At 72.1% G+C, this 25,817-nt stretch carries 22 protein-coding genes and 2 pseudogenes; 12 read left to right on the forward strand and 12 right to left on the reverse strand.

What is annotated here, in order from left to right; genetic code table 11:
* Positions 1-117 precede the first annotated feature (117 nt).
* Complete coding sequence (gene radA, locus ACQP17_RS20735; RefSeq protein WP_433857615.1) at positions 118-1,530, reverse strand: DNA repair protein RadA; 1,413 nt, start codon at positions 1,528-1,530, stop codon at positions 118-120.
* 245 nt (positions 1,531-1,775) lie between these two features.
* Here radA and ACQP17_RS20740 point away from each other — a divergent pair, with 245 nt between their 5' ends.
* Positions 1,776-3,563 (forward strand): BACON domain-containing protein, encoded by a 1,788-nt coding sequence (locus ACQP17_RS20740; protein WP_433857616.1) that lies wholly within the window; start codon positions 1,776-1,778, stop codon positions 3,561-3,563.
* A gap of 45 nt (positions 3,564-3,608) precedes the next feature.
* Here ACQP17_RS20740 and ACQP17_RS20745 read toward each other — a convergent pair whose 3' ends face one another.
* Entirely contained in the window at positions 3,609-4,466 is an 858-nt protein-coding gene (locus tag ACQP17_RS20745) for a hypothetical protein (protein ID WP_433857617.1), read from the reverse strand.
* A 76-nt stretch (positions 4,467-4,542) separates the two neighbouring features.
* On the opposite strand from ACQP17_RS20745, the gene ACQP17_RS20750 reads away from it, so the two are divergent.
* The 4 genes from ACQP17_RS20750 (at position 4,543) to ilvD (ending at position 9,130) form a co-directional block, all read left to right on the forward strand.
* On the forward strand, positions 4,543-5,469 hold the full coding sequence (locus ACQP17_RS20750) for a Ppx/GppA family phosphatase (protein WP_433857618.1): 927 nt from the start codon (positions 4,543-4,545) through the stop codon (positions 5,467-5,469).
* Between the two features lie 94 nt (positions 5,470-5,563).
* A complete protein-coding gene (locus tag ACQP17_RS20755; protein ID WP_433857619.1) occupies positions 5,564-6,388 on the forward strand; it encodes a sugar phosphate isomerase/epimerase family protein in 825 nt (274 codons plus the stop codon).
* Positions 6,385-7,044, forward strand: a complete 660-nt coding sequence (locus ACQP17_RS20760) for a TetR family transcriptional regulator (RefSeq protein WP_433857620.1) — start codon at positions 6,385-6,387, stop codon at positions 7,042-7,044. Before ACQP17_RS20755 ends, ACQP17_RS20760 begins: the two co-directional genes overlap by 4 nt.
* Before the next feature lie 235 nt (positions 7,045-7,279).
* Positions 7,280-9,130, forward strand: a complete 1,851-nt coding sequence (gene ilvD, locus ACQP17_RS20765; RefSeq protein ID WP_433857621.1) for a dihydroxy-acid dehydratase — start codon at positions 7,280-7,282, stop codon at positions 9,128-9,130.
* Positions 9,131-9,288: 158 nt separating this feature from the next.
* On the opposite strand, the gene ACQP17_RS20770 is transcribed toward ilvD, so the two are convergent.
* Complete coding sequence (locus ACQP17_RS20770; protein ID WP_433857622.1) at positions 9,289-9,834, reverse strand: hypothetical protein; 546 nt, start codon at positions 9,832-9,834, stop codon at positions 9,289-9,291.
* 1,017 nt (positions 9,835-10,851) lie between these two features.
* Between ACQP17_RS20770 and ACQP17_RS20775 the strand changes: the two genes are divergently transcribed.
* From ACQP17_RS20775 to ACQP17_RS20785, 3 genes are read left to right on the forward strand one after another with little or no spacing between them, the layout of a single operon-like run.
* The gene (locus ACQP17_RS20775) at positions 10,852-11,595 is read left to right on the forward strand and encodes an ABC transporter ATP-binding protein (protein WP_433857623.1); all 744 of its coding nucleotides are present in this window, start codon (positions 10,852-10,854) and stop codon (positions 11,593-11,595) included.
* A gap of 3 nt (positions 11,596-11,598) precedes the next feature.
* Positions 11,599-12,882: a DUF7224 domain-containing protein gene (locus ACQP17_RS20780; protein WP_433857624.1), complete on the forward strand. Its 1,284-nt coding sequence runs from the start codon at positions 11,599-11,601 to the stop codon at positions 12,880-12,882.
* Positions 12,879-13,484 carry a hypothetical protein gene (locus ACQP17_RS20785; RefSeq protein WP_433857625.1) on the forward strand — a complete coding sequence of 202 codons (606 nt, stop codon included), beginning with the start codon at positions 12,879-12,881 and terminating at the stop codon, positions 13,482-13,484. The genes ACQP17_RS20780 and ACQP17_RS20785 overlap by 4 nt, the downstream gene beginning before the upstream one ends.
* A 17-nt stretch (positions 13,485-13,501) precedes the next feature.
* Here the strand turns inward: ACQP17_RS20785 and ACQP17_RS20790 are convergent, their stop codons facing one another.
* The 3 genes and pseudogenes from ACQP17_RS20790 to ACQP17_RS20800 all read right to left on the reverse strand — a co-directional run bounded on the left by ACQP17_RS20790 (position 13,502) and on the right by ACQP17_RS20800 (position 14,988).
* Complete coding sequence (locus ACQP17_RS20790) at positions 13,502-13,792, reverse strand: DUF397 domain-containing protein (protein ID WP_433857626.1); 291 nt, start codon at positions 13,790-13,792, stop codon at positions 13,502-13,504.
* Between the two features lie 160 nt (positions 13,793-13,952).
* Positions 13,953-14,164, reverse strand: a pseudogene (locus tag ACQP17_RS20795) (DUF397 domain-containing protein).
* A pseudogene (locus ACQP17_RS20800) lies at positions 14,146-14,988 on the reverse strand (helix-turn-helix domain-containing protein). The pseudogenes ACQP17_RS20795 and ACQP17_RS20800 overlap by 19 nt, the downstream one beginning before the upstream one ends.
* 169 nt (positions 14,989-15,157) lie before the next feature.
* Between ACQP17_RS20800 and ACQP17_RS20805 the strand changes: the two are divergent.
* Positions 15,158-15,382, forward strand: a complete 225-nt coding sequence (locus ACQP17_RS20805; RefSeq protein ID WP_433857627.1) for a hypothetical protein — start codon at positions 15,158-15,160, stop codon at positions 15,380-15,382.
* A gap of 157 nt (positions 15,383-15,539) precedes the next feature.
* Here ACQP17_RS20805 and ACQP17_RS20810 read toward each other — a convergent pair whose 3' ends face one another.
* Positions 15,540-17,735 carry a serine/threonine-protein kinase gene (locus ACQP17_RS20810; RefSeq protein ID WP_433857628.1) on the reverse strand — a complete coding sequence of 732 codons (2,196 nt, stop codon included), beginning with the start codon at positions 17,733-17,735 and terminating at the stop codon, positions 15,540-15,542.
* Positions 17,736-17,966: 231 nt separating this feature from the next.
* Between ACQP17_RS20810 and ACQP17_RS20815 the strand changes: the two genes are divergently transcribed.
* Together ACQP17_RS20815 and ACQP17_RS20820 are read left to right on the forward strand one after the other, a co-directional pair.
* Positions 17,967-18,284, forward strand: coding sequence for a peptidase (locus ACQP17_RS20815; protein WP_433857629.1), 318 nt, complete (start codon positions 17,967-17,969; stop codon positions 18,282-18,284).
* A gap of 252 nt (positions 18,285-18,536) precedes the next feature.
* Positions 18,537-19,094, forward strand: coding sequence for a hypothetical protein (locus tag ACQP17_RS20820; protein ID WP_433857630.1), 558 nt, complete (start codon positions 18,537-18,539; stop codon positions 19,092-19,094).
* Positions 19,095-19,134: 40 nt separating this feature from the next.
* On the opposite strand, the gene ACQP17_RS20825 is transcribed toward ACQP17_RS20820, so the two are convergent.
* Entirely contained in the window at positions 19,135-20,115 is a 981-nt protein-coding gene (locus ACQP17_RS20825) for a hypothetical protein (protein ID WP_433857631.1), read from the reverse strand.
* 8 nt (positions 20,116-20,123) lie between these two features.
* A complete protein-coding gene (locus ACQP17_RS20830) occupies positions 20,124-20,783 on the reverse strand; it encodes a TetR/AcrR family transcriptional regulator (RefSeq protein WP_433857632.1) in 660 nt (219 codons plus the stop codon).
* Positions 20,784-20,878: 95 nt separating this feature from the next.
* Between ACQP17_RS20830 and ACQP17_RS20835 the strand changes: the two genes are divergently transcribed.
* The gene (locus ACQP17_RS20835) at positions 20,879-21,715 is read left to right on the forward strand and encodes a class I SAM-dependent methyltransferase (protein ID WP_433857633.1); all 837 of its coding nucleotides are present in this window, start codon (positions 20,879-20,881) and stop codon (positions 21,713-21,715) included.
* 93 nt (positions 21,716-21,808) lie between these two features.
* Here ACQP17_RS20835 and ACQP17_RS20840 read toward each other — a convergent pair whose 3' ends face one another.
* The 3 genes from ACQP17_RS20840 to ACQP17_RS20850 form a co-directional block, all read right to left on the reverse strand.
* On the reverse strand, positions 21,809-23,242 hold the full coding sequence (locus tag ACQP17_RS20840; protein ID WP_433857634.1) for a M1 family metallopeptidase: 1,434 nt from the start codon (positions 23,240-23,242) through the stop codon (positions 21,809-21,811).
* Between the two features lie 51 nt (positions 23,243-23,293).
* On the reverse strand, positions 23,294-24,880 hold the full coding sequence (locus tag ACQP17_RS20845; RefSeq protein WP_433857635.1) for a SulP family inorganic anion transporter: 1,587 nt from the start codon (positions 24,878-24,880) through the stop codon (positions 23,294-23,296).
* 236 nt (positions 24,881-25,116) lie between these two features.
* Positions 25,117-25,512: a hypothetical protein gene (locus ACQP17_RS20850; protein WP_433857636.1), complete on the reverse strand. Its 396-nt coding sequence runs from the start codon at positions 25,510-25,512 to the stop codon at positions 25,117-25,119.
* Positions 25,513-25,817 lie beyond the last annotated feature (305 nt).

Genomic DNA, 25,817 nt, shown 5'->3' on the forward strand with positions numbered 1-25,817 from the left:
CTCCGTCGCAAGGTCTGTCGGTCCGCAGGCCGCCCGGACCGTGCGTGGTCGACGTACCAGCGGAGCGTACGCGGCCGACTGGCAATTCTGCGGTGACGGGCGAGACCAGGGCAAAGTCTACCGGCGTGCGCCCTCCTCCTGCGGGGCCTCCCGGCGTACCCGCTTGGGCAGGACGCTCAGCGCCTCCCCGATGTCGGCCACCTCCAGCACCCGCATCCCGTCGGGGATCTTGCCGGGGTCCGCGGGGACCAGGGCGTGGGTGAAGCCGAGCCGGGCCGCCTCGGACAGCCGGCGCTGGACGCCGGTGACCCTGCGGACCTCGCCCGCGAGGCCGACCTCACCGATGGCGACGAGGTTCTTCGGCAGCGGGGTGTCACTGGCGGCGCTGGCCAGCGCGAGGGCCACGGCGAGGTCCGCGGCCGGCTCGGTCAGCTTCACCCCGCCCACCGTCGCGCTGTAGATGTCGCGCTTGCCCAGGGCGCTGATCCGGCCGCGCTGCTCCAGGACGGCGAGCATCATCGAGACCCGGGAGGTCTCCAGGCCGGAGGTGGTGCGCCGGGGGGAGGGGATCTGGGAGTCGACGGTCAGCGCCTGGACCTCGGCGACCAGCGGGCGGCGGCCCTCCAGCGTCACCGTCAGGCAGGTGCCGGGCACCGGCTCGGCGCGGCGGGTCAGGAACAGGCCCGAGGGGTCGGCGAGGCCGGTGATCCCCTCGTCGTGCAGCTCGAAGCAGCCGACCTCGTCGGTGGTGCCGTAGCGGTTCTTGACGCCGCGGACCAGCCGCAGCCGGGCGTGCCGGTCGCCCTCGAAGTGCAGGACGACATCGACGAGATGCTCCAGCAGGCGGGGGCCGGCGATGGCGCCGTCCTTGGTGACATGGCCCACCAGAAGGGTGGACATCCCGCGTTCCTTGGAGGCGCGGATCAGGGCGCCGGCCACCTCGCGGACCTGCGCCATGCCGCCGGGCGCCCCCTCGATCTCGGGGGAGGCGACGGTCTGCACCGAGTCCAGGACCAGCAGCGACGGCTTGACCGTGTCCAGATGACCGAGCACCGCGGACAGATCGGTTTCGGCCGCCAGATACAGATGGTCGTCGAGGGCGCCGATGCGGTCGGCGCGCAGCCGCACCTGGCTCGCGGACTCCTCGCCCGTGACATACAGCGTGCGGTGGGCGTCGGAGGCCGCCTTGGCGGCGACGTCCAGCAGCAGGGTGGACTTGCCGACGCCGGGCTCGCCGGCCAGCAGCACCACGGCGCCCGGGACCAGCCCGCCGCCCAGGACGCGGTCCAGTTCGTCCACGCCCGTGGAGCGGGCGGTGGCCTGCCGGCCGTCGACCTCGCCGATGGGCACGGCGGCCGTGGTGACCCGGCCGGGCGCGGTCGTGCGCACCGCCGGGGCGCCGCCGAACTCCTCGACCGTGCCCCATGCCTGGCACTCGGGGCAGCGGCCGAGCCACTTCGCGGTGGTCCAGCCGCATTCGGTGCAGCGGTAGGAGGGACGCTCCTTGCCCGACGATTTACGCGTTGCCATGGGGTCACCGTAACGGCGGGCTCTGACAGCGCGTTCTCAGGAGTGCCGGGAGCACCGGGAGCGGAGGCGGCCGGAGCCGGGCCCGGGGAGCCGCCGGTGGCACCGGAGAGTGGTGAGTGCGCAGTGCGCCAGCCGCGGAATGGCTGATTCGTGTCCTCTTTTGAGGGATCTGGTCACCCGTAAGGGTTAAAAGTGGCCAACGGGAGCAAGCCTGGCTGCATCATCCGCCTACCGTCGCCGGGGTGATGAGCAGGCCCGAGCACCCCACGCACTCCACCGGCGCACACCGGTCGCGCGGCGACGCGCAGCGCCGGAGCCGGCCGCAGTCCGACCGGCGGCCCGACCCGGACACCCCCGACGCGCCGCGCTCCCCGGACACCCATGACGGCCACGAGCCCTTCCTGGACGGGCTGTTCACCTACTGCCTCTCCGTGCTGTGCGCCCACGACGCGGCGATCGCGGTGCTCGGCGAGGTGCTCGCGCTCGCCGAGCGGCACCACCACCGGCGCCCCGCCGACCCCGCGCTGCACCGCCCCTGGCTCTACGCCCTGGCCCGCTGGTCCTGCCAGTGCCGGCTCGCCGAGCGGACCGGGCCGGGCGGCCGCGCGGCGGACACCAAGCGGCACGAGAGCGCGGCGCCGGACGCCGGGGCCGCCCGCGACGCCGAGCTGCGGCAGCGTGAACTCGCCGCGCTGGCCTGGCCGGAGGCCGCCGGCACCACCCCCGAGCAGCGGGAGGCGCTGGAGCTCTCGGTGCGCCATCAGCTCTCGGCCGACGAGGTCGCCGCGGTGCTCGGGGCCGACCCGGCGGCCACCCGCGCGCTGCTGGCCGCCGCGTCCTGCGAGGTCGAACGGACCCGCGCGGCGCTGGCCGTCGTGGAGTCCGGCCGCTGCCGTGAGGTCGCGCAGCTGGCGGGCGACACCCAGGTGCTGCTGGGCCCGGCGCTCAGCCGGGAGCTGGTGCGCCATGTCGACCACTGCACGGTGTGCCGGCGCACCGCCGAGCGGGCCACCGCCCCCGGCGCGTGGCCCGGCACCGCGCCGGTGGACCGGGGCGCGCTGCCGCTGGTCCCCGCGCCCCGGGAGGCCGTTCTCGGCGCGCAGGCGGTGGCCCGGCGCGCCAAGTCGGGCCGGGCGAAGGGGATGCCCGGCGCGGGCCGCGGCGGCCGGGCGGGTGGGGCAAACGGTTCTCCTCGCTACGACCGCAGCGGATTTCCCGTCGGCCCCCCGACGGACCGGGTGGCCCGCCGGCGCCGGCTGCGCGGCCGGGCGCTGACCACCACGGTGGTCGCCACCGTCGTCGCGGCGCCCGTCTTGGCCCTGTGGGCGGCGTACCACAGCACCCCGGCCACCGACGAGGCGGCGGACGACTCGCCCGCGGTGACGGCCAGCGAATCCCACACCGGGGAGCGGATGGGCGGCCGCCCCTACGAGAACGCCGGCAACGCCCGGACCACGCCCGGACCCGGCTTCACCACCGGCGACGGGTCGCACGACGTGTCCGTCGAGGTGATCAGCGCGAGCGGCGGGCCGGAGCGGACGGACGGGCCGGACGGCCGGCCGGAGGCCGCGGGCCGGCTGACGGTCGCCGCACAGCCGAGCGGCCGCAACACGGTGATCACGCTCAGCGCCTCGGGCTCCCGCCCCGTGCGCTGGCACGCCGCGGCGGGCGCGGCCTGGCTCCGGCTGAGCCGGACGGCGGGCTCGCTGCGGCCGGGGCAGTCCACCACCCTCACGGTCTCCATCGACCACGACCGGGAGCCCGCGGGCCACTGGCGGGCCCGGATCGCCGTCGAACCCGGCGGCACCGCCGTCACGATGGAGGGCTACGGCGCGACCGGTCCGGCTCCCGGCCCGCAGCGCCCGACGCCCGCGCACCCCAGGCCGCGGCCGACCCGGCCGTCCGCCACACCGACGCCCACGCCGACCCCGCCGGCGCCCACGCCCACCGCCACGTCCGGGACGCCGGCACCCACGCCGACCAAGCCGGCGCCGGGCTCCACGCCGTCCCACACCACCCACCCCGCCCGCTGAGCGCACACCGGGGCTCGCCACCTCCCACGGCGGCCCCGGCGCGCCCTACTTCTGCGGCGGGGCCGGGTCCGCCGGATGCGGCGCCATGGGCAGCGTCGCCGCCAGCCGCTCCTCGCACAGCTCGACGAGCCTGGCGTAGCCCTTCTTGCCCATCAGCTCGGTCAGCTCCGGCTTGTACGAGACGTACACCGGGTCGCCCGCGCCGTGCGCCGAGGTCGCCGAGGTGCACCACCAGTGCAGGTCGTGGCCGCCGGGGCCCCAGCCGCGCCGGTCGTACTCCCCGATCGTCACCTGGAGGATCTGGGTGTCGTCCGGCCGGTCGATCCAGTCGTAGGTGCGCCGCACCGGCAGCTGCCAGCAGACGTCCGGCTTGGTCTCCAGGGGCTCGCGGCCCTCGCGCAGCGCGAGGATGTGCAGCGAGCAGCCCGCGCCGGCCGCGAAGCCGGGGCGGTTCTGGAAGATGCAGGAGCCCTGCCAGCGGCGGGTCTGCCGGTCGCCGTCCTCGTCCTCCTCGATCCAGCCGGACGTGGTGCCCACGTCGTGGTGCTGCCACACCTCGGGCGTGAGGCGTGCCACATGCTGCGCGACCCGCTCCTCGTCCTCCTCGTCCGAGAAGTGCGCCCCCAGCGTGCAGCAGCCGTCGTCCGCCCGGCCGGCCTGGATGCCCTGGCAGCCGCTGCCGAAGATGCAGGTCCAGCGGGAGGTCAGCCAGGTCAGGTCGCAGCGGAAGATTTGCTCGTCGTCGCCCGGGTCGGGGAAGGTGACCCAGGCGCGGGCGAAGTCGAGGCCGACCTCGTCGGCCGTGGCCCCGCCCGGGGACCGCGCCTCCTCGGCCGCCTGAGCGCGCCGCTTTTCTTCCTTCTTCAGCGCTTTTTCGTGCTTCGCCTTTTTCGTCTTAGCCACGAGTCCAGCGTACGGCGAGCGGCGGTGGGCACCCGCGCCGACAGGAGCACCGGCCGCGCGCAGTAGGTTTCCCCGTATGAGACTCGGTGTCCTCGATGTGGGTTCGAATACGGTCCATCTCCTGGTGGTGGACGCACACCCCGGCGCGCGCCCGCTGCCCGCCTACTCGCACAAGGCGGAGCTGCGCCTGGCCGAACTCCTCGACGCGCGCGGCGCGATAAGCGAGGACGGGGTGGAGCGGCTGGTCGCCACCGTGCGGGAGGCGCTGCAGGTCGCCGAGGACAAGGGCGTCGAGAGCGTGCTGCCGTTCGCCACCTCCGCGGTCCGCGAGGCCACCAACGGCGAGGACGTGCTGCGCCGGGTCGCCGCGGAGACCGAGGTCGAGCTCCAGGTCCTCTCCGGCGAGGACGAGGCGCGGCTCACGTTCCTCGCCGCCCGCCGCTGGCTGGGCTGGTCCGCGGGCCGGCTGCTGGTGCTGGACATCGGCGGCGGCTCGCTGGAGATCGCCTACGGCCTCGACGAGGACCCGGACGCGGCGGTGTCGCTGCCGCTGGGCGCCGGCCGGCTGACCGCGGGCGATCTGCCCGGCGACCCGCCGGAGGCCGAGGACGTCCGCACGCTGCGCCGCCGGGTGCGCGCCGAGATCGCCAAGGTGGTGAGCGAATTCACCCGCTACGGCACTCCCGACCGGGTCGTCGGCACGTCCAAGACCTTCCGGCAGCTGGCCCGGATCGCGGGTGCCGCGCGCTCGGCGGAGGGGCTGTACGTCCAGCGGGAGCTCACCCGCAAGAAGCTGGAGGAGTGGGTGCCGCGGCTGGCCGCGATGTCCGCGCAGGAGCGGGGCACGCTGCCCGGCGTGTCCGAGGGGCGCTCGCGCCAGCTGCTGGCCGGGGCGCTGGTGGCGGAGGCGGCGATGGACCTGTTCGGGGTCGAGACGCTGGAGATCTGCCCGTGGGCGCTGCGCGAGGGCGTCATCCTGCGCCGGCTGGACCACCTGCCGTAGAGCCGGCGGCCGCGGTGCGCACGGGCCGGGCGGCGGGCAACGGCCGTCCGGGCCTCGTGCCCCGTGCACAGCACCGGCCCGTACGCTGTCCCTCGTGACAGAGCCAGTGGTGCGCATCCCGGATGCGAAGGTCGCGCTGTCCACGGCCTCGGTGTATCCGGAGTCGACGGCGACGGCCTTCGAGATCGCCGCACGCCTCGGCTACGACGGCGTCGAGGTCATGGTGTGGACCGACCCGGTCAGCCAGGACATCGACGCGCTGCGCCGGCTCTCCGACTACCACGGCGTACCGGTGCTGGCCGTGCATGCGCCGTGTCTGCTGATCACCCAGCGGGTCTGGTCCACCGACCCGTGGGTCAAGCTCCAGCGGGCCCGCAGCGCCGCGGAGAAGCTGGGCGCCTCGACGGTGGTGGTGCACCCGCCGTTCCGCTGGCAGCGCGGCTACGCGCGGGAGTTCGTCCGCGGGGTGTGGCGGATGGAGCACGAGACGGACGTGAAGTTCGCCGTCGAGAACATGTACCCGTGGCGCTACCGGGACCGCGAGATGCTGGCCTACGCCCCGGACTGGGACCCCACCAACGACGACTACCGGCACTTCACGGTCGACCTCTCGCACACCGCCACCGCCCGCAACGACGCGGTGGAGATGATGCAGCGGATGGGCGACCGGCTGGCGCATGTGCATCTGGCCGACGGCAACGGCTCCGCCAAGGACGAGCATCTGGTGCCGGGGCGCGGCAGCCAGCCCTGTGCGCAGGTGCTGGAGCGGCTGGCGGCCACCGGGTTCGACGGCCATGTGGTCGTCGAGGTCAACACCCGCCGGGCGATGTCCGCCGCCGAGCGCGAGGCGGACCTGGCCGAGGCGCTGGCCTTCACCCGCCTCCACCTCGCCTCGCCGACCTGGGTCCCGGGCTCGTGAGCGGCGGCGCCGACGGGCCGGACGAGGCGTCCGCGGAACCCGGCCCGCCGCCCCCGCCGGCCCGCCGCCGGGGCCGTCCCGCCCGGGCCGCCGACGGGGCCGGTCCCGGCGCCCGGGAGCGGATCCTGGCCGCGGCCCGTACGGAGTTCGCCGAGCGCGGCTACGACAAGACCTCGATGCGCCGGATCGCCCGGGCGGCCGGGGTGGACTCCGCGCTGGTGCACCACTACTTCGGCACCAAGGAGCAGGTCTTCGCGGCCGCCATCGAGCTGACCTTCGCCCCCGCGCTGACCATGCCGGACGCCTTGGCGGGCGGCGGTGCGGACGTCGGCGAGCGGATGGCCCGCTTCATGTTCGGCATCTGGGAGAACCCGGTCAGCCGGCAGCCGCTGCTGGCGATCATGCGCTCCGCGCTGACCAACGACACCGCGGCGGCCGTGCTGCGCGGGCTGATCGAGCGCCGGATGCTCCAGCGGGTGGCCGGCGAACTCGACGTGCCCGACCCGGAGTTCCGGGCCCAGCTGGCCGCCGGTCACCTGATCGGGATCGCGATGCTGCGCTACGTGATCAGGATGGACCCGGTCGCCTCCGCGGACACGGAGGAGATCATCGCCATGGTCGCCCCCGCACTCCAGCGCTATCTGACACAGCCCTGACAAGCGCCGCGTGTGCTGGCCCGAGACCCTCTGCGCTCTCGTGACCTGCACGAACGCCCCTCCTCGCGGTGTCCGCACTCCGGGCAGCTGTCTCACATCCCGGAGAGGCTGTCCAGATCTTGGATCAGGGGCGTAATCTCGACGGGAGCCTATATATGACGCCACTCGGTACCCGGCAGGGCCGGATACCGGCGCCGGCGGTCATACGGACGTAAATCCCGAGGGAGTGACCATCGTGCCCGAGCTGAGGTCCCGCACCGTTACCCATGGCCGCAACATGGCCGGCGCCCGAGCGCTTATGCAGGCATCCGGGGTAGCGCGCGAGGACTTCGGCAAGCCGATCGTCGCGGTCGCCAACAGCTTCACCGAGTTCGTGCCCGGCCACACCCACCTCCAGCCGGTCGGCCGGATCGTCTCCGAGGCGATCCACGCGGCGGGCGGCATCGCGCGTGAGTTCAACACCATCGCGGTCGACGACGGCATCGCCATGGGCCACGGCGGCATGCTCTACAGCCTGCCCTCCCGCGACCTGATCGCCGACTCCGTCGAGTACATGGTCGAGGCGCACTGCGCGGACGCGCTGATCTGCATCTCGAACTGCGACAAGATCACCCCCGGCATGCTGATGGCCGCGATGCGGCTCAACATCCCGACCGTCTTCGTCTCCGGCGGCCCGATGGAGTCCGGCAAGGCGACGCTGGTCGACGGCACCGTCCGCACCCTCGACCTGGTCGACGCGATCTCGGACGCCGTCAACGACAAGATCTCGGACGAGGACATCCTCCGCATCGAGGAGAACGCCTGCCCGACCTGCGGCTCCTGTTCCGGCATGTTCACCGCCAACTCGATGAACTGCCTGACCGAGGCCATCGGCCTGTCGCTGCCCGGCAACGGCTCCGTCCTCGCCACCCACACCGCCCGCCGGGCGCTGTACGAGAACGCCGGCCGCACCGTCGTCGAGATCACCAAGCGCCACTACGAGCAGGACGACCACACCGTCCTGCCGCGCAACATCGGCACCCGCGCCTCCTTCGAGAACGCCATGGCCCTGGACATCGCCATGGGCGGCTCGACGAACACGATCCTGCACCTGCTCGCCGCCGCCCAGGAAGCCGGCCTCAACTTCGACCTGGACGACATCAACGCGGTCTCGCGCCGGGTGCCCTGCCTGGCGAAGGTCGCGCCGAACGTCGCGCCGGGCGGCACGTACTACATGGAGGACGTGCACCGCGCCGGCGGCATCCCCGCCATCCTCGGCGAGCTGTGGCGCGCCGGACTCCTCAACGAGGACGTGCACACCGTGCACAGCGCCTCGATCGAGGAATGGCTCAAGACGTGGGACGTGCGCGGCGGTTCACCCTCCGACGTGGCCGTCGAACTGTGGCACGCGGCCCCCGGCTGCAAGCGCTCGGCGACCGCCTTCTCCCAGTCCGAGCGCTGGGACAGCCTCGACGTCGACGCCGAGGGCGGCTGCATCCGCGACCTGGCGCACGCCTACTCCGTCGACGGCGGCCTGGCGGTCCTCAAGGGCAACCTCGCCGAGGACGGCTGCGTGGTGAAGACCGCCGGCGTCGACGAGTCCATCTGGACCTTCGAGGGCCCGGCCGTGGTCTGCGAGTCGCAGGAGGAGGCCGTCGACAAGATCCTCAAGAAGCAGATCACGGAGGGCGACGTCGTCGTCATCCGCTACGAGGGCCCCAAGGGCGGCCCCGGCATGCAGGAGATGCTCTACCCGACGTCCTTCCTCAAGGGCCGCGGCCTGGGCAAGGCCTGCGCCCTGGTCACCGACGGCCGCTTCTCCGGCGGCACGTCCGGCCTGTCCATCGGCCACGCCTCCCCCGAGGCGGCGTCCGGCGGCACCATCGCCCTCGTCGAGGACGGCGACCGCATCCGCATCGACATCCCGAACCGCACGATCGAACTCCTCGTCGGCGACGTCGAGCTGGAGTCCCGCCGGCTGGCCCTGGAGGGCGTCTACGCCCCCAAGCACCGCGAACGCAAGGTCTCCCAGGCCCTGCGCGCCTACGCCGCCATGGCCACCAGCGCCGACAAGGGCGCGGTCCGCGACGTGAGCAAGCTGGGCTGAGGCCGCCGGGCAGGTTCTCAGCAGGTAGGGCAACGGCCCCCGTCGCGGCGAGCGGTGGGGGCCGTTGTCGTGGCTTCAGGGCCTGACGGCCACTGAGGGCGGAAGGTCGCGACATCATCGCGCGAGGGGCCTGCACGGTTGCCTTGAAGCCATGGAATTCAGTATCGAATCACTACCCTTTTGACGTGCAGGGTGGAGCCGGGGAAAATCCCGGCGAGCGTGAAGTAGTAGTCGCCTGCGGACATGTCGCCCCACGAGGATGTATTGCAGTGGTTGTTTCGAGTCCCATGGTTTTCATCGGGGCCGAATACGTCCTTGTACAGAGTGAGGGTAGCCGTTTTGAAGCCGTCGGCCGTGTCTGTCGAACACCCGCTGAACTGCACGGACGTGCTGGCGCCGTCGCGATTTCCGTCCGTCCAGCGCTTGGATTCATTGTTGACGTGCCAGTCCGAGATGTACGTGTTCCGACTGCCTTCCGCGTGGGCCGGGACAACCCCCACGAGACCCAGGAACAGCGATCCTGCGATAACTCCGGTTATTCGACGGTTCGCGTGCATAGCTTTGCTCACTTCCCCCGCATGACACGGTACTCGGCTCACCGCTTGGCCGTCGGGCGTCTTGCCCTTCCAGCGGTAACTTTCGGCGACTGCGGTAGGGAAATTAGCCGTAGGTGTTCGATATCGGCAACGTTGATTGCGGTGCATGGCTGAAATCGTGGGCCACTTCTCATGGTTATAGATGGGCATCCACGGGGTGTCGGGTGTGATGACACTGGCTCGTCAGGCGGTGTGGCTGATGTGAGTGGCGAGGGTGACTGTGCGACGGAAGTTGTGATTCCGATGCCCTCGCTCGTGGCATAGGTGACTGAATCTCGCGGGAAGGGCCTTCAGTCGACGGCGAGTTCGGATCGGCGCATTCCGTTTTGTGTGCAGTTGCTACACCCGGACACCGACAGTCTTCCCTGCGAAGTGTGCATTTTTGGCCAACCCGACGAGCTGCTGTATGTACAACTCGTGCGAGGGCACGGCATCTCGCCTTGAAATTTCGGAGTACCGCGCAGGTCGGAGCACAGGAGCGCGCTGAGCTCCATCTTGACTCAAATATTCGAATCCTGTTGCAGGTGTGCTGCAAGCGTCGGATGATTCGATCAGCGCCCCCCGGTCGAGTTCTCGACTGCACCTTCCGAGGGTGTGCACAGGGGGAGATTACTTAGGGGGAACGATGCGAGTTTCACGTGTGACTGGTGCTGTCCTGTCTGGTGTTCTGGCAACAGTCACCTTTGGCGCCATACCGGCGCACGCAGAGGGCAGTAAGACGTCGTACATCTCGTACTGGGCCACCGGAGCGGAGTCCGGCCGGTGGACCGACAACAACAGTGACGGCGCCAGCACCACGGTGCGCCTCTCCAACTGCACGACTGCGAGTTCGCCCCACACCAGGACGAGTGCAGCGGTTTCGGTATGGAAGGATGTCTTCGGCCCGGACACGAACAAGGGCTCAAAGAGTGATGTGTGCAGCTCGACGAAGTCTTGGGGGGACCTCGCTTCAGGTGACTACTACTTCAGCCTCGACAAGATTAATGGGACTTCGGGGCCGGGGACGTTCCACCTGTACGCCAAGCCCGTCAAGATGACGTGGTAATGGAATAGGTGACGAGGCGTCGGCCGGGAGCATGTCTGTGCTCCCGGCCGGCATTTTCGGCTCGCGGAAGCTAGGGTGCGATGTCTCTGCAATTCAATCGGTGTTCCTTCCAGTACGGACGGAAAGTTCCTGTCCTCGACCGGCTCGATCTCTCCATCGGGCACAGAGCCACCGTCCTGCTTGGGCCGAACGGCGCGGGGAAATCCACGCTTCTGGGTATTGCAGCCTCCTGGATCGCGCCTACCGAGGGCGCGGTGACCTGGCGGGGAGTCGATCCGGCCCGGCCGAAGTCACAGGCCGCCTATCGTCAGGCGGTGGGCTGGCTTCCTCAGAACGTCAAGCCCATGCCCGGACTCACCGTTCGGGAGAACGTCGCCTATATCGGATGGTTGAAGGGGATGTCCCGTTCCGACGCATGGGACCAGTCCCGCGACGCTCTGGAACGTGTGAAGCTGGGAAGCCTGGCGGACCGGAAGAGTCATCAGCTTTCCGGGGGCCAGCTGCGGCGCATGGGCATAGCGGGAACGCTCGTCCACAGGAGCGAGATCGTGCTTCTTGACGAACCCACCGCAGGTCTCGACCCCTCGCAGCGTCAGATCTTCCGCGATTTGGTGACGCAACTGCTGGCCGACATCCAGGTCGTGGTGTCGACCCATCAGACCGAGGACCTCGACACCATGTATGACCACGTGGTCATCCTCGACCAGGGCAGGGTGCGGTTCGAAGGCGACACCGACGCCTTCCTGTCCTTGGCCGCCCCCGGCATCCCCGAAAGCCGGCGTGCCGAGGGCGCCTACACCCAACTGATCGCCCAGGAGGTGTGAGCCATGTTGTGGCGTACCGTCCTGCGCTCCTCCTCCGCCTCGTGGCTGGCTCCCTTGCTGGCTGCGTTCGTGGCCCTGCTGCTGTCCGATGACCTCGCCGCCGGGGTCATCCACGGCTACTGGCCCAGCACCCTGGGAGCTGCCACCTTCGCCTTACCGTTCGTCGCACCTGCATGTGCCACGGCAGGCGCCTGGGAAGGTACCCGGCTCACGCGAGGCAACGTGACGCATTGGGCCCCGACGCGCTCCGGCCTCGGCATTGCCCTGCCGCTGCTCGCTCCCGTGCTCGTCCTGGGGACCGTCGGCATGGCTGTAGCCGTTGCCGTGACCATCTCCACGGGCCGCCCGGACGTCGGTACGCCGCCGGTCGGCATGGTTCTCATCTGGCTGGTCATTCTCACGGCCCACGCCATGGCCGGATTTCTTCTCGGCACACGCCTGCCCCTGGTCGTGGCCACGCCCCTGGCGCTCATCCTCAGCTTCGTGCTGACCGCGTACCCGGCTGCTCTGGAGCCGCTGTGGCTGCGCCACATGGTGACCGGTGGCATGGGCTCGTGCTGTTCTCTCGACCAGACGCCCAGCTGGCGTGCTGCGGCGAGCGCCCTGGTGCTCGCCCTTGGCGTCATCGTCGCTGCTGCCCTGGCTCTGACCATGCTGCGACGGCGAGCCCGCACTCTCCTCATCGGCGGAGCACTGGTGGCCGGCCTGGCCGGCAGCGCATGGCTCGCCTACGGGCTGCCGGCGGATCCGGTGACCGCTCGCTCCAGTGACCAGCTGGAGTGCGCCGGGGACGAACCGCGCGTGTGCCTGTGGCCGGAGCTGGCCGGGCACGCGGCCATGGTCCGGGAGAGCGCCACCGACGCACGTCACCGTCTCCAGCAGGCCGGGCTCAGCGTGCCCGACGAGCTCACCATGGACGAACATCCCGGAAAGGGATCTCTGTTCATCGGAGCCTGGCCGGACCCCACCCCGTCCGAGGTGCGAGCCGGTGTGGGCACCGCGCTTCTGCCGTCCGGGCCGCCGGCTTGTGCCCAGTCCGGCAGTTCCTTCCCCGGTGCCGATGCCTACGGGCCGACAGCCGCGTGGCTCTCCCTGACCGCGGGGGCCGAGCAGGAGGCAGTGGCCGGTCACTACGGTGAGAAGGAAGGCGCGGTGGCCGCACGCATCAGGCAGGCATCTCCCGACGAGCAGCTGGCGTGGTACCACCGTAACGACCGGGCCCTGCGCGACTGCACGACGCACCCTGCACCGCCGCCCGCACCGCACGTCCGGGAGTCAGCACGATGATCTGGTGGCTCAAAGCCAAAGGCGCCCCGGCAGTTGTCGCCTCCACCATTGCGGTGTACCTCATGGCCGCCTTGGTCCGTGAAGAGGCCATCCCCGTGCCCGCGGTCGTGGGTCCGTCCGGGCAGCTCCTGGTCACACAGATCCTCGGCGTACTCCCCGTCGTTCTGCTCCTGCACGGCATCGACCGCGGCGACACCATCACCGAAGAAGTCGCCCTGCGCCACAAGGGCCGACGCAACCTCACGCTGTGCCTCGCGTTCGCGATCCTGGCCGTGACGTTGGCGGTCGGTGTCCATCTGCTGTGGGACCGGCCCGAAGCGCTGTCTCTGGCCCGCAACTGCGTGGGCTTCCTCGGGGTCGCCCTCATCGTCCGGGCGGCTCTGGGGCCCGGCGTTGCTGCGATCTGTGTCGCTGTACTCCCCCTGGCCTGTGCCGCCGCCGGACGCAGACCGGGAGGCTCGGCCCAGCCCTGGGCATGGCCCATCCAGCAGCCGGTCTCCCACCTCGGCGCAGGCGAAGCCGCCTTTCTCTTCGCCGTTGGCTGCGCTCTCGTTCTGTGGAAGCAGCGTCCCCTGCTCAACTCACTCGCCCGCACCACCTGAAGAGCCGGGCGCGCGCGTCAGCCGCGGGAAAGCTGCCCGAGCTTCACTGCCGTGACGAAAGACCTCCAGGCCGTCGCCTCGAAGGTGAGGGCGGGGCCCTGGGGGTTCTTGCTGTCGCGGACGGGGACGAGGGCGGGGAGGTTGTCGGCTACCTCGACACAGTTGCCCCCGTCGGGGTTGCTGTAGGTGGACTTGCGCCAGGTGGCGGTGATCAGGAAGTCGTCGGAGACCTCGATGCACTGGCCGCCGTCCTGGTTGCTGTGGGTGCTCTTGCGCCAGGTGGCGGTGGTCAGGTCGATGGAGCGCACGGTGCTTCCTCCTCGCGGGTGCTCAATGGGGCCTGTCGTTGAGCGAGTTCAGCATGCAGAGTGCGTCGGGGGAAGGCCGTGATCGGACAACGGCCCCCGTCGCGGGCGAGCGACGGGGGCCGGTCTGTGGGCCGGCTCTTGAGAGCCGGGGCCGCGCGGGTCAGGTGCGGGGGAGTTGTCCGTGCTTCACGGCGGTGACGAAGGAGGTCCAGGCGGTCGCCTCGAAGGTGAGGGCGGGGCCGTGGGGGTTCTTGCTGTCGCGGACGGGGGTGACGGTGGGGATGTTGTCGGCAACCTCGATACACGCGCCCCGTCCGAATTGCTGTGGGTGCTCTTGCGCCAGGTGGCGGTGCTCAGATCGATGGATCGCACGGCACTTCCTCCAACATCCGCGTGACGAACTTCTGTGATTCGGCCGGGCTCAAAGCCCGGTCACGAACCGCATCGTACGCGTGTTGCAGATGCTCAACCGATGCAGTTTCCTCGATGAGTTCGCCGCGGTGTGCATTCTCGGTATAGGCGACGGTGCGGCCGTCCGGAAGACGCAGAAACATCACGGATGTGCTGTCCAGGCCGTAGAGCCCAGCGCTGAACGGTATTACGTGGAGTGTGATGTTGGGGCGTTTCGTCGCCTCGATCAGGTGCTCAAGCTGTTCCCGCCACTCCGGGGCATCCTCCAGCGGCGTTCGCAGTACCGCTTCCGAAAGGATGGTGCGAAACCGCGGCGAGTGGTCACCATCGAGCAACTCCCTCCGCCCCATCCGTGCTTCAACCTGCCGTGTGAGTTCTGCGCCTTCGCTGCTGCCCGCCTCAAGCAAGGCGCGCGCTTAGCCTTCTGTTTGGAGCACCCCATGAACGGTACTCACTCCGAAGTGCCAAAGGCTCACCGCCTCGGCTTCCAGAGCCATGTACCGCCGGTATCGCTCCTTGAACTGCGAAGGGTCTCCCGCTGCCAACTCCCATAGCGTCAGCAGCAGATCCTTCGTCCCGTAGTGGTGGTCCAGCGCCTGTGCGACCTCGGGGCTGCCGATCGTCTGGCCGCTCTCCATCTTGCCGAAGAGGGACCAGTCCCAGCCCAGTGCCGCACCGAGCTGCCGCAGGCTTTCGCCCTTCTTGGCGCGCAGTGAGCGCAGTTCTTCGGCGAACCGTTGGCGCGGTTCCTGGCTCCGGCCGGTGATCGCTCGTCGCGGCGGCATGGTGACCTCCTCCGTGGAAGCTGTGGAACTAGCGGCGCGGAGCGGTGCAACAGGGCCCGCAAGCGGCATTCGCGCCTTTTTCCGGGGCCATCCTCGTAATGGCCGGAACACACACGGTAGTGGCGCTCCGGGGTATCGGACAGGGAAACGGCAGACGGGAGCGATACGGATGACGACGCGACGACGGGCGGCGGGCGACGCGAGGGACGAGGCCGAGGTGGCCTGCGGGGAGTTGGCCGCCGTGCTCAAGGAGACCGGCATCGTGCTGCCGTCGCTGGCCGTGGGCCCGGTGACGTTCGGTTATGAACCGCCGCGCAGTCTCGTCGAGTTGGGGCGCTGCAACGTGGAGACGACCCGCAAGCTGATCGCGGTGCTGCAGCGGGCGGCCCGGTGAGCGCGGGCGCCCCGTACGTCTCGCCGGCCTGCCATGTCGGCAGGCACCCCGGATGCACCACGGGCGGTCCCGGGACCGAGGCCGCCGAGGCCGTTCCGGGGGTGCGGCGCGAGTGCTGTGGCTGTCCCTGCCATGCGGCGGGCGGTGGGCCCGGCCGTCACCAGCCCGCGGGGTCGCCCGACGCGGCGGAGAAGACGCTGCCGTCCGGTGCCGCCGCGTAGACGCGGCCGTGCCGGGCGTCCACCAACGGGGCCGGCAGCCTTTCCACGAACCCGTTGTGGCGGCCGTGCATCCGGGGCGGTGTCTGGCCCAGCAGCTCGCCGGAGCGGGTGTCGACCGCGAGCAGCCGGCCGTCCGCCGCGGTGAAATACAGCCGGTCGCCGCTCACCACCGGTGCCGAGCCCCGGCTGACGGAGGTCTCGGTGTCCCAGGTCCGCGCGCCGACGGCCTGCAGCGCACCGCCCTCCGCGAGCAGGTACACCGACTCGCCGCGCACGACGGCCGAGGCCCCGTCCAGCGGTGCGGTGAGCTTGAGGCGCCGGGTGTGCCCGGTGGCCGGGTCGTACCGGAGGACGGCGGTGGTGCGGTACGCCAACGACGGGTCGGTGACGGTCAGATAGAGCGCCCCGCCCGCACCGGGCCCGGCCACCGCGAGCAGCCCGGGCAGCCGGTGTGACCAGCGGACCCTGCCGTGGGCCGGGTCGATGGCGGTGACCTGGGTGCCGGTGCCGTCGGGGGTGTTCTCGGCCGCGTAGGCGGTGTGCCCGTCGCCGAACGCGGTGAAGGCGGGCAGGGCGTGGCCCGTGAAGCGCCGGTGCCACACCTGCCGGTGGCTCGTGCTGTCCAGCGCGGTGACGGTGCCGTCCGCCGCCGTCAGCAGCACCTGGTCCCCGACGATCCGAGCCCCGCCCTCGTAGCCGGAGACGTCCTTGGTCCAGCGGGTGGCGCCCTTGGCCTCGGCCGACGGGTCCAGCGCCGTCAGCCGTTCGGCGTCGGCGGAGAAGGCGTACAGCAGTCCGCCGGAGAGCGCCGGCGGGGTGGGGGAAGCGGCGTTCTTCGGGGAGTTCCCGCCGGTGGCGGCGTCGTCCTTGCGCTGCCAGGCCACCCGGCCGCTGCCCGGGGCGAGCCGGGCGGCGAGCACGCCGGGCTGGCCGCAGAAGACGGCGCCCGCGCCGTGGGTGCAGAAGGGCAGCTCGGCCGCGTGGCCCCGGGGGCGCTTGACGAGGGTGGTGTGCCACGGGCGGACGTCGGCCCGGTCGGCGGACGAGGGGCGGGTCTGCAGCTCGGGGTCCTGGCTGTCGCCCGCCGGGGCCAGCGCACGGATGCCGGTGAACGTGCCGGCACCGGTGACGAGCAGGGCGAGGGCGGCCCACAGGGGCCAGCGGCGGGTGCGGGGGTTGCGGGTACCGGAGGGGCGGCGGGGACCGGCGGGGTTTTCGGGGGCGGCGGCGCGGACGTGCGTCGGCTCGGGGCGTGCGGGCACGGCCCCGTCCCGTTCCGCCGGTGCGGCCGGACGTGCCTCCGCCGGGGCGTGCGTGCGCAGCAGCTCCATCAGCGCGTCCGGCGTCGGGCGGTCCGCGGGGTCCTTCGCCAGACAGCTCTCGATCAGCGGCGCCAACTCCTCGGGCACGCCCGCCAGATCGGCCTCGTCGTGGACCACCTGATACGCGACGATGTACGGGCTCTCCGAGTCGAACGGCCCGCGCCCGGTCGCGGCGTGCACCAGCACCGAGCCCAGCGCGAAGACATCCGCGGCGGGACCCACCTCGCGCGGCCGCTGGAACTGTTCCGGCGCCATGAACGGCGGCGTGCCGATCAATTTGCCGGTCTCGGTGCGCATGTCGCTGTCGGAAGGGCGCGAGATCCCGAAGTCGATGACTTTGGGACCGTCCGCGGCCAGCAGCACATTCCCCGGCTTGAGATCACGGTGCACCACCCCGGCGCGGTGGATGTCGCGCAGCGCCTCGGCGAGTCCGGCGGCCAGCTGCCGCACCTCGCCGGGCACCATCGGGCCATTCCTCTTGACATGGTCCGAGAGGGTCGGGCCGGGAATGTGCAGGGTCGCCATCCACGGCCGCCCGGCCTCCGGATCGGCGTCGACGACGGGCGCCGTGAAGGCCCCGCTGACCCGCCGGGCCGCCGCCACCTCCTGCCGGAACCGCCCGCGGAACTCCGGGTCCTGGGCGTATTCGGCATGGATGACCTTGACCGCCAGGCTCAGCCCGGACGAGGAGCGCGCCAGATGCACCACGCCCATTCCGCCGGAGCCCAGACGGGCTTCCAGACGATATTGCCCGGCATATTCCGGATGTTCCGCTTCCGATTCCGGCCCGGAATCGCGCAGCGCCGGCATGGATCCACCCCCGTGTCATTCCCTTGCCATGCGGTCGCGAGTGCGACGCGCGGAGCTTAGTCGATAGCGCGTGCGAGGTGAACGAGGCTTGCTAGCGTGCGCGTTGCGCCATCGAGGCGCACCGTCACGGCGCATCGTCGGACGAGCAGCCGCGGCGGCTCTCGCCACGGCGGCATACGGGTCTCGCCACGGCGGCATAAAAGAGGCACGAGTAAACGGGGGAATGCAGAGATGACCACAGAGGATCAACGGAGCGTAGGGGAGCCGGCCGAGGGGCAGGCGCTCGCCGCGGCGGGCGGCCTCGACTTCCCGCTCGCGCCCGGCTACCGCGTCAAGGTCCGCCAGGGCCCGAGCACCGACGAGCCCGTCGTGCGCACGCTGGCCGAGGGCGCCCGGGTGCAGATCCGCTGCCAGCGACACGGCCAGCGGGTGAGCGGCCCGTACGGCACCTCGGACATCTGGGACAACATCGCGCCCGGCCAGTACGTCTCCGACACGTACGTCCACACGGGCAGCAGCGGCAGGGTCGCTCCGGTCTGTACGAGCTGACCGGACTGACCGGACTGACCGGGCGGGACGTCACGACCGGACGGGACGTCACGACCGGACGGGACGTCACGACCGGACGGGACGTCACGACCGGACGGGACGTCGCGACCGGTCCGGACACCGCGACCGGTCCGCGTTTCCTGACCCGTCCGCCGCCGTCACCGGTCGGCCGTGCTCCGGTCCGGCGCCGCGCCCGCAGGCCCCGTGCCGCCCGCAGGCTCCCGTGCCGGCCCCGCCGGGGATAATCGGGGCATGAGCGAGCAGCAGAGGGCCACCGCGGAGCCGGGGCAGGGCGACGGCCGGGAGGCCGGCGGGGCGGAGCGCGGCGGACCGGAGCCGGAGCCGATCCGGTTCTTCGGCACCACCTGGGTCCGCCGCGACGGCGGCTACGGCCTGCGCCGGGCCGGGGTCGCGGTGGGCTCGCTCGCGCTGGCCGCGGCCGGTGCGGTGGTGCTGCGCTTCGCGTTCCAGGGCCTGGCGACGGCCGCCGTGGGCTCGCTCGTCAGCACGCTGGTCGTCGTCGGCATCGCCGTGTGCAGCGCCCTGGCCTTCCGCCACACCTGGGCGGGCTTCACCGGAGGCCCCGGCCCGTCGGCGGCGCGCGCGGCCGACAGCTCCGGGCAGGGGCTGATGCTCATCGGTTTCCTCGGCTCGCTGCTCGCCTACTTCTGCCGCAGCCTCGTCGAGGCTCCCGGGGAGAAGCGCTGCCGCGCCGAGTACGAAGTGGCCCGCGAGCGGTACGAGCGCCGCCGGGGCGCCCGTACCGGCAATCCGGCCACCCGCAAGTCGGGGACCAAGAAGCGCCGTTGAGCGAGGGGGCGCCAACCGCGGCAAGCGTGCGGCGGGCGGCTCAGCCCTGCGCGTCCCTCTCGTCGCCGCCCCCGGGGGCTCCGTCCCTCGCGTACCGGGCGGCCATCGTGTGGAACACCTCGCGCGGCTCCCAGTGCGTCCCGTCGAGCATCCGCACCACCCCGTACGAGGCGAGGTCGGCGCCCTTGAGCGTCTTGAAGCCCGCGAAGGTGAACCACAGCGCGGTGTCCACGCCCTCCTCCTCGAAGATGTCCAGCAGCTCCGTGAAGTAGCGCACCTGCTCGCTCTCGTCCGGCACCGCCCCGGCCGGCGGCTGCCAGGCAAGGCCGCCCCGCTCGCCCGCGCCGCGGTAGGCGCAGGTGCCGAACTCGGTCACCGCGACCGGCTTGCCGTGGCCGCGGTGCGCGCGCAGCTCGTCGCGGAACGTCGTGGCGTTGTACGCGGCCCGGTACGCGTCCACGCCGACGATGTCGAAGGGCTGCCAGTCGATGCTCTCCCAGGGGCCCGCGGCATAGCTGATCCGGCCGCCGAAGCGGGACCGGGCCACGGACGCCACCTCGGCGAGAAAGTTGTTGAGCCGCTCGTGCACCGGGCCCAGCGACGCCCACCAGTCCATGTCGGCGGAGATCATCGCCTGCAGCCGGGCGCCGTAGGTGTCCCCGGGGAGGAACCCGGCGCAGAACGCGCTCAGTTCGCACCCGGCGACGAACACCACCTCCGCCCCGCCCGCCCGTACGGCCTCGGCCCGCTCCGCGCAGTCCGCGAAGTACGGCAGCAGCTCCTCGGGGGTGAGGTCGACGGGGAAGGGCGCGAACCACACCTCCAGTCCGGCCTCCGCGGCGCACTGCGCGGCGATGCCCAGCCGCTCCGGATCGCCGCCCGAGATCCGCACCGCGTCACAGTGCAGCTCCCGCGCGATCGCCATGAGGTCGTGCCGCACCGCCTCGACGGTGAAGGTCTTCCGGGAGAGCTCCTCGCCGGGGAGGAATCCGACGTCGTAGTTGATGCCCCGTGCGCGCATGCCGCGTCTCACTGCCCTCTCTGGTTCCTCTGGATGCCTCGGTCCTGCCCTGCCTGCCCGTCGTGCCCGTCGTGCCCGCCGAGTCCGTGGGTCAGCAGGTCGAAGGCGAGCTCGATCTCCTCGCCCAGCCGCGCGCGGGCGTCCGCCGGCGCGCTGCCGTCGGCCAGCCGGCGGAAGAAGCCCTCCTGGAGGGTCACCACCGAGGCGCTGATCTGCGCCGCCGCCAACACGGCCGTCCGCTCGCCGAGTTCCGCGGTCAGCGCCTGCGCCAGCCGTTGCCGCTGCTGGTAGAGCAGGCTGTTCGTGGCGCTGCTCAGGGCGGGGCTGTCGAAGATCACCCGGACCCGGGAGACCAGCACCTCCGGGTCCAGGCCGGTCATCGGTCCGGCGGCGAGGGCCCGGAAGTGCGCCCGGAGCGCGGCCAGGGCCGTCGTGCCGGCCGCCCGTCCCGTGACGATGCCCGCCAGGTCGTCGTCCCCCACGCCCTGGAGGGCGAGCGCCTCCTTGGTCGGGAAATAGCTGAACAGCGTGGCCTTGGCCACCTGCGCCGCCTCGGCGATCTCGTTCACGGTGACCGCCTCGAAGCCCCGCTCGGCGAACAGCCGCCAGGCCGTCGCCGCGATCCGCCGCCGGGTCTCTTCCTTCTTCCGCTCACGCAGTCCCACCATGGCGCCACTCTAGCCATACCGGGTTCAAAATTAAACCGGGTATGACTTTTTTCCTCGGCCTCCGCGCGCTCCGTGACATGGGCAGGATGACGGGCATGCCGGAATCGCCTCAGCCTCAGCCGTCGCGGACGACGCAGCACGGCACGCCCGTACCGCCGCCGGCCCAAGCCACCCTGGCGCGGTCGTTCGACGCGGTGGCCGCCCAGTACGCCGCCGCCCGGCCCGGCTATCCACCGGCCCTCTTCGACACGATCGAGGAGCTGGCCGGACAGTCGCTGGCCGGGGCGCGGGTGCTGGACGTCGGGGCCGGCACGGGCATCGCCACCGGGCTGCTCGCCGCCCGTGGCGCACGGGTCACCGCCGTCGAGCCGGGCGCCGCCATGGCCGCCGAGCTGCGCGGCGCCCACCCCGGTACTCCGCTCGTCCGCGCGCTGGGTGACGCGCTGCCGTTCTCCGACGGCGCGGGCTTCGACCTCGTCGGCTATGCGCAGGCCTGGCACTGGACCGACCCCGCCCGCTCCGTGCCCGAGGCGATCCGCGTGCTGCGGCCCGGCGGCGCGCTCGCCCTGTGGTGGAACATCCCCGACCCGGAGGTGAGGTGGGCGGCTGCCCAGGAGGCCCGGATCGCCCGGCGGCTCCCCGGATGCCATGCCCACGGCGTCGCGCCGGAGGCCCCCGACCTGATCCGTGGCCTCGGCCTCGGACTGCGCCCGGTCACCCGCGTCCTGCACTGGACCAGGCGGGTCCCCCTCGACACCCACCTCGCGATGCTGGGCAGCCGCTCGTACTTCTCCGCCCTCGGCCCCGCGGCCGCCGCCCCCGTCCTCGCGGACGAGCGGGCCGCGCTGCTGGACGTCTTCCCGGACGGCATCGTCGAGGAGGCCTACGCGCTGGACGTCACGGTCACCCGCCGGCCGCCCGTCCCGTCCTGACGGGGGCCCGCGGCAGACGACCGCGCGGGGGCGGAGGAGCGGAGCGGCGGCCCGGGTCCGCGTCGGGCCGCCGCTCAATACGTCAGCTTCGGCTCAATACGTCAGCTTCGGCTTCCCGTTCCCGTACAGCCAGGCCTGGAACAGCGGCTTCAGGTCCACGTGCGTGCGCTCCTGGCTGAAGGCGATGAAGTCCGCCGAATCGGCCGTGCCGTAGCGGTACTTCGCCGGCCACTCCTTGAGGATCCGGAAGAACGTCTTGTCGCCGACGGCGTTCCGCAGCTGCTGGAGCAGCATCGCGCCCCGCTCGTAGACGGCCGGGCCGGTCACGTTCTTCGCCGCGCCCGGGCGGCCCGGCGGGAAGTCCCAGCGCTCGTTGTGCGGGTCGTCCTTGTAGAGCGCGTCGAACTGCTGCTGCGGGGTCTTGCCGCCGGTGTGCTCGGCCCACAGCCACTCGGTGTACGTCGCGAAGCCCTCGTTGAGCCAGGCGTCTGCCCAGGTCCTCGGCGTCACCGAGTCCCCGAACCACTGGTGGGCCATCTCGTGCACCACGGTCACGGTGTCCGGCGCCCCGGCGTAGACCGGCTTGGTCTGGGTCTCCAGCGCCTCCCAGGTGATCCGTGCGGGGGTGTCGTCGACGATGGCGCCCGCCGAGGAGAAGGGGTACGGGCCGAACAGCCCGCTCTCCCACGTCAGGATCTCCGGCAGCTTCGCCAGCGGCCCCCGGCTCGCCCTGGCCTCCGCCGGGTCCACCGCGACGTACAGCGGCAGCCCCTGGGGCGTGTGCGAGGTGCGGACGTCGAACTTGCCGATGGTGGCGGTCGCCAGATAGCTGGCCATCGGCTGGCCGCTGTGCCACCGGAACGTTGTCCGGCCCCCGGCGGTCTTCCGCGACCGCAACTCCCCGTTGGCGACGGCGGTATAGCCCTGCGGCACGGTGATGCGGAAGTCGTACGTCGCCTTGTCCTCGGGGTGGTTGTTGCCGGGGAACCACGTCATGGACCCGGCGGGCTCACCCGAGACGAACGCCCCGTCGGGGGTCTTGACCCACCCCTCCGTCGTACCGTCCGGATCCGTCAGCTCCTGCGGGCTCCCGGCGTAGGTGACGGTCGTACGGAACGCGGCGCCCTTACGGAGCCCGTCGGGCGGCCGGACGATCAGCTTGTGTCCCTTGCGGGAGAAGTCGGCGTTCTCGCCGTCGACCCGCACGCGGGACACCTGCAGCCCCTGGAGGTCGAGCTGGAAGGAGCGCAGGTCCTCGGTGGCCTCGGAGGTGAGGTCGGCGGTCGCGTCCAGCCGCTTCTTCTGCACGTCGTAGTCGAGGTCCAGCCCGTAATGGCGCACCTGGTAGCCGCCGTTGCCGAGCGCCGGGAAGAGCGGATCGCCCACCCCGCCGCCGCCCGCCGCCCCCCGCGCACCGCCGCCGGTGCACGAGGAGAGCAGCAGGGCGACGGAGAGGGCGGCGGTCGCACCACAGGAGCGATAGGGCCGGCGGTTCACGGCACTCCAAGGGTCGGCGGTGATCAGCATGCCGACACTACGGTCATTTCCGCCCGGCCGCCGGTCCCTATCGGGCTCGTGTCACGGGGTGATGGACGGGGCCTTGCGCCGCGCGGACCCGTCTGGCCCGCGCCGGTGCTCCGCCCAGCTGCCGAGGGCGGTCGCACAGGCCCGGTCGAGATGCCGCAGCCCGGACAGGTCCAGCTCGATCTCCCGGTCCTCGGGCAGCGCCGCCAGCTGGTCGAGCAGCTTCGGCAGCCGCAGGAAGGTGGCGTTGCCGATGGCCCGGACGAGGAGCGGACGCCGGGGGAGCGGGGCGGCCGTGGTGCCGTGGCCGGGCCCGCCGTCGCCGCCCGCGGGCTCGTCGCGCTCCACGATCTCCAGATGGACGTGCGAGGTCTCCCACGCCGACTTGGCCACCGCCATCAGCAGCCCCAGCAGCACCCCCTCGAACATGTTCGTGGCCACGATCGCCACCGCCGTCGCGGCCAGCACCACGGCCTCGCCCCGGTGCTCGCGCCACAGCGGACGCCACTGCCGCACCGGGATCAACTTGCCGCCCGCATGGACCAGTACACCGGCCAGCGCCGCGATCGGCACCACGCTCAGCGCCACCGGAAACGCCGCCGCGAAGACCAGCAGCCACACCCCGTGCAGCACCCGCGAGGCCTTCGTCCGCGCCCCGGCGTGCACGTTCGCGGCGCTGCGGACGATCACCGCGGTCATCGGCAGCGCGCCGAGCAGCCCGCACACCGTGTTGCCGGCGCCCTGCGCCATCAGCTCCTTGTCGTAGTCGGTCCGCGGCCCGTCGTGCAGCCGGTCCACCGCGGCCGCGCTGAACAGCGACTCCGCCGACGCGATCAGCGCGAACGCCAGCACGGTGCCCACCGCCCCGGCCAGCGCCCCCGCCTCCGCGAGCCGGGCGAAGTCCGCGCCGCCCGGCGGCTGGACGACATCCAGCAGGCCCGCCACCTCGACCCGGGCCACCGGCAGATCCAGCGCCGCCACCACGGCCGTCGCCAGCGCCACCGCCACCAGCGGCGCCGGCAGCACCCGCGCCGCCGGCCGCCACTTGGGCCACAGCACCAGCAGCACGATGGTGCCCGCCCCCACGGCCAGCGCCGTCAGCGCCGTACCGGAGGAGGCGGTGTCCGCCACGAGATGCGGCAGCCCGCCCAGATTCGCCGGCCCGTTGCCCGGCGCCTTGGCATCCGCCAGGGCGTACAACTGCCCGGCGATCAGCACCAGTCCGATGCCCGCGAGCATCCCCTGGACCACCGCCACGGAAATGGCCCGGAACCAGCGGCCCAGCCGCAGCGCCCCCATGACCAGCTGCAACAGCCCGGCGAGCAGCACCAGCGCGCCCAGCGCGCCGAGCCCGTACTCCCGCACGGCCTCGAAAACCAGCACGGTCAGCCCGGCGGCCGGGCCGCTGACCTGCAGACTGCTGCCGGGCAGCAGCCCCGTCAGCAGCCCGCCGACGATCCCGGTGACCAGCCCCAGTTCGGCGGGCACCCCGGACGCGACGGCCACCCCGACACACAGCGGGACGGCGACGAGAAAGACGACGAGCGAGGCGGTGACATCGGCGCGCCCGCGCGCCAGCGTCCGGCGCGAGGGTATGGAGAGCAGGGACGGGCGGAGCCGGGCAACACGGAACCTCTGCATGAGCATGCCTCCAGCGAGTGCGTGGTGAGGCGGCGCGCGCGGACGCCCGGGTACGCACGAGAACGCACCGGGACACACGAGCCGAACGCGACGCGGCAGCGGTCCGGCGACCACCGGCCCGAGAGCTGTGGTCACCCGCCGCCGCGCCGTGTCACGTGGCGCGCGCCAGGAAAGGGATGACGGCTGGATCCGTCGGGTGCGCGGGCCGGGGGAGGCCCTGGGGCGGCTCTCGGCCCTCAGCAGCGGAAGACGAGGTGCCGGACCGGCAGTTCGCCCGATCTCCAGACCGGAACGGCCCGCCGGCCGGTGAGCGGGACGGTCCGGCCCGGCCCGCCCTCGGCGCGCAGCGGACCGGCACTCGACACGGTCGTGCGTGGAGGGACGGGCACGGAGACCGTGGCCGTGGAGCGCCCGCCGTGGCGCGTCCGGCAGCGGTCGGCACCGGGCTCCTGGTGCTCGGAGGCGTCCGACGCCCACTGCGCGTCGTCCGGCGCGTCCCCGCGGGCGGTGCTCTTCGCGGCCGCCGGCCCGCTCGCCGCGTACGCGCCTCCGGCGACCGCCGGAAGGGCCAGCACGAGGGCGACGACGAGCAACAGGAGCCGGCCGAGAAGGCCGGCCCGGGTCTTCGCCATGTCGCCCCTTCCGGCGCGGCTGGACAGGTCACCCCATTGTGTCCACGCGACCACGCAGCGCTCCACCTCGGGATGTAAGCACCCTGTGAACGAGGAGTTATCGGACGGGAATGGCTGGTTCCGTTCGCTCCGGCGGCCAGAAATGCCACCCCGTTCCGCAATGCGCCGCCCCGCGCTCTTATCCGCCCGCTTCGAAGCCCCACGCGGCCCGGTGGCCACCCGCGCCCCTCCGGCCACCTTCTTCTTTCTCCGGTTCTCCTTTCTCCGGCGGCGCCCCCGGCGGAGCGCATTTCCGCTGCCCACCC

This window comes from Streptomyces kronopolitis, from assembly GCF_050953795.1.
GTDB lineage: Bacteria > Actinomycetota > Actinomycetes > Streptomycetales > Streptomycetaceae > Streptomyces > Streptomyces kronopolitis_A.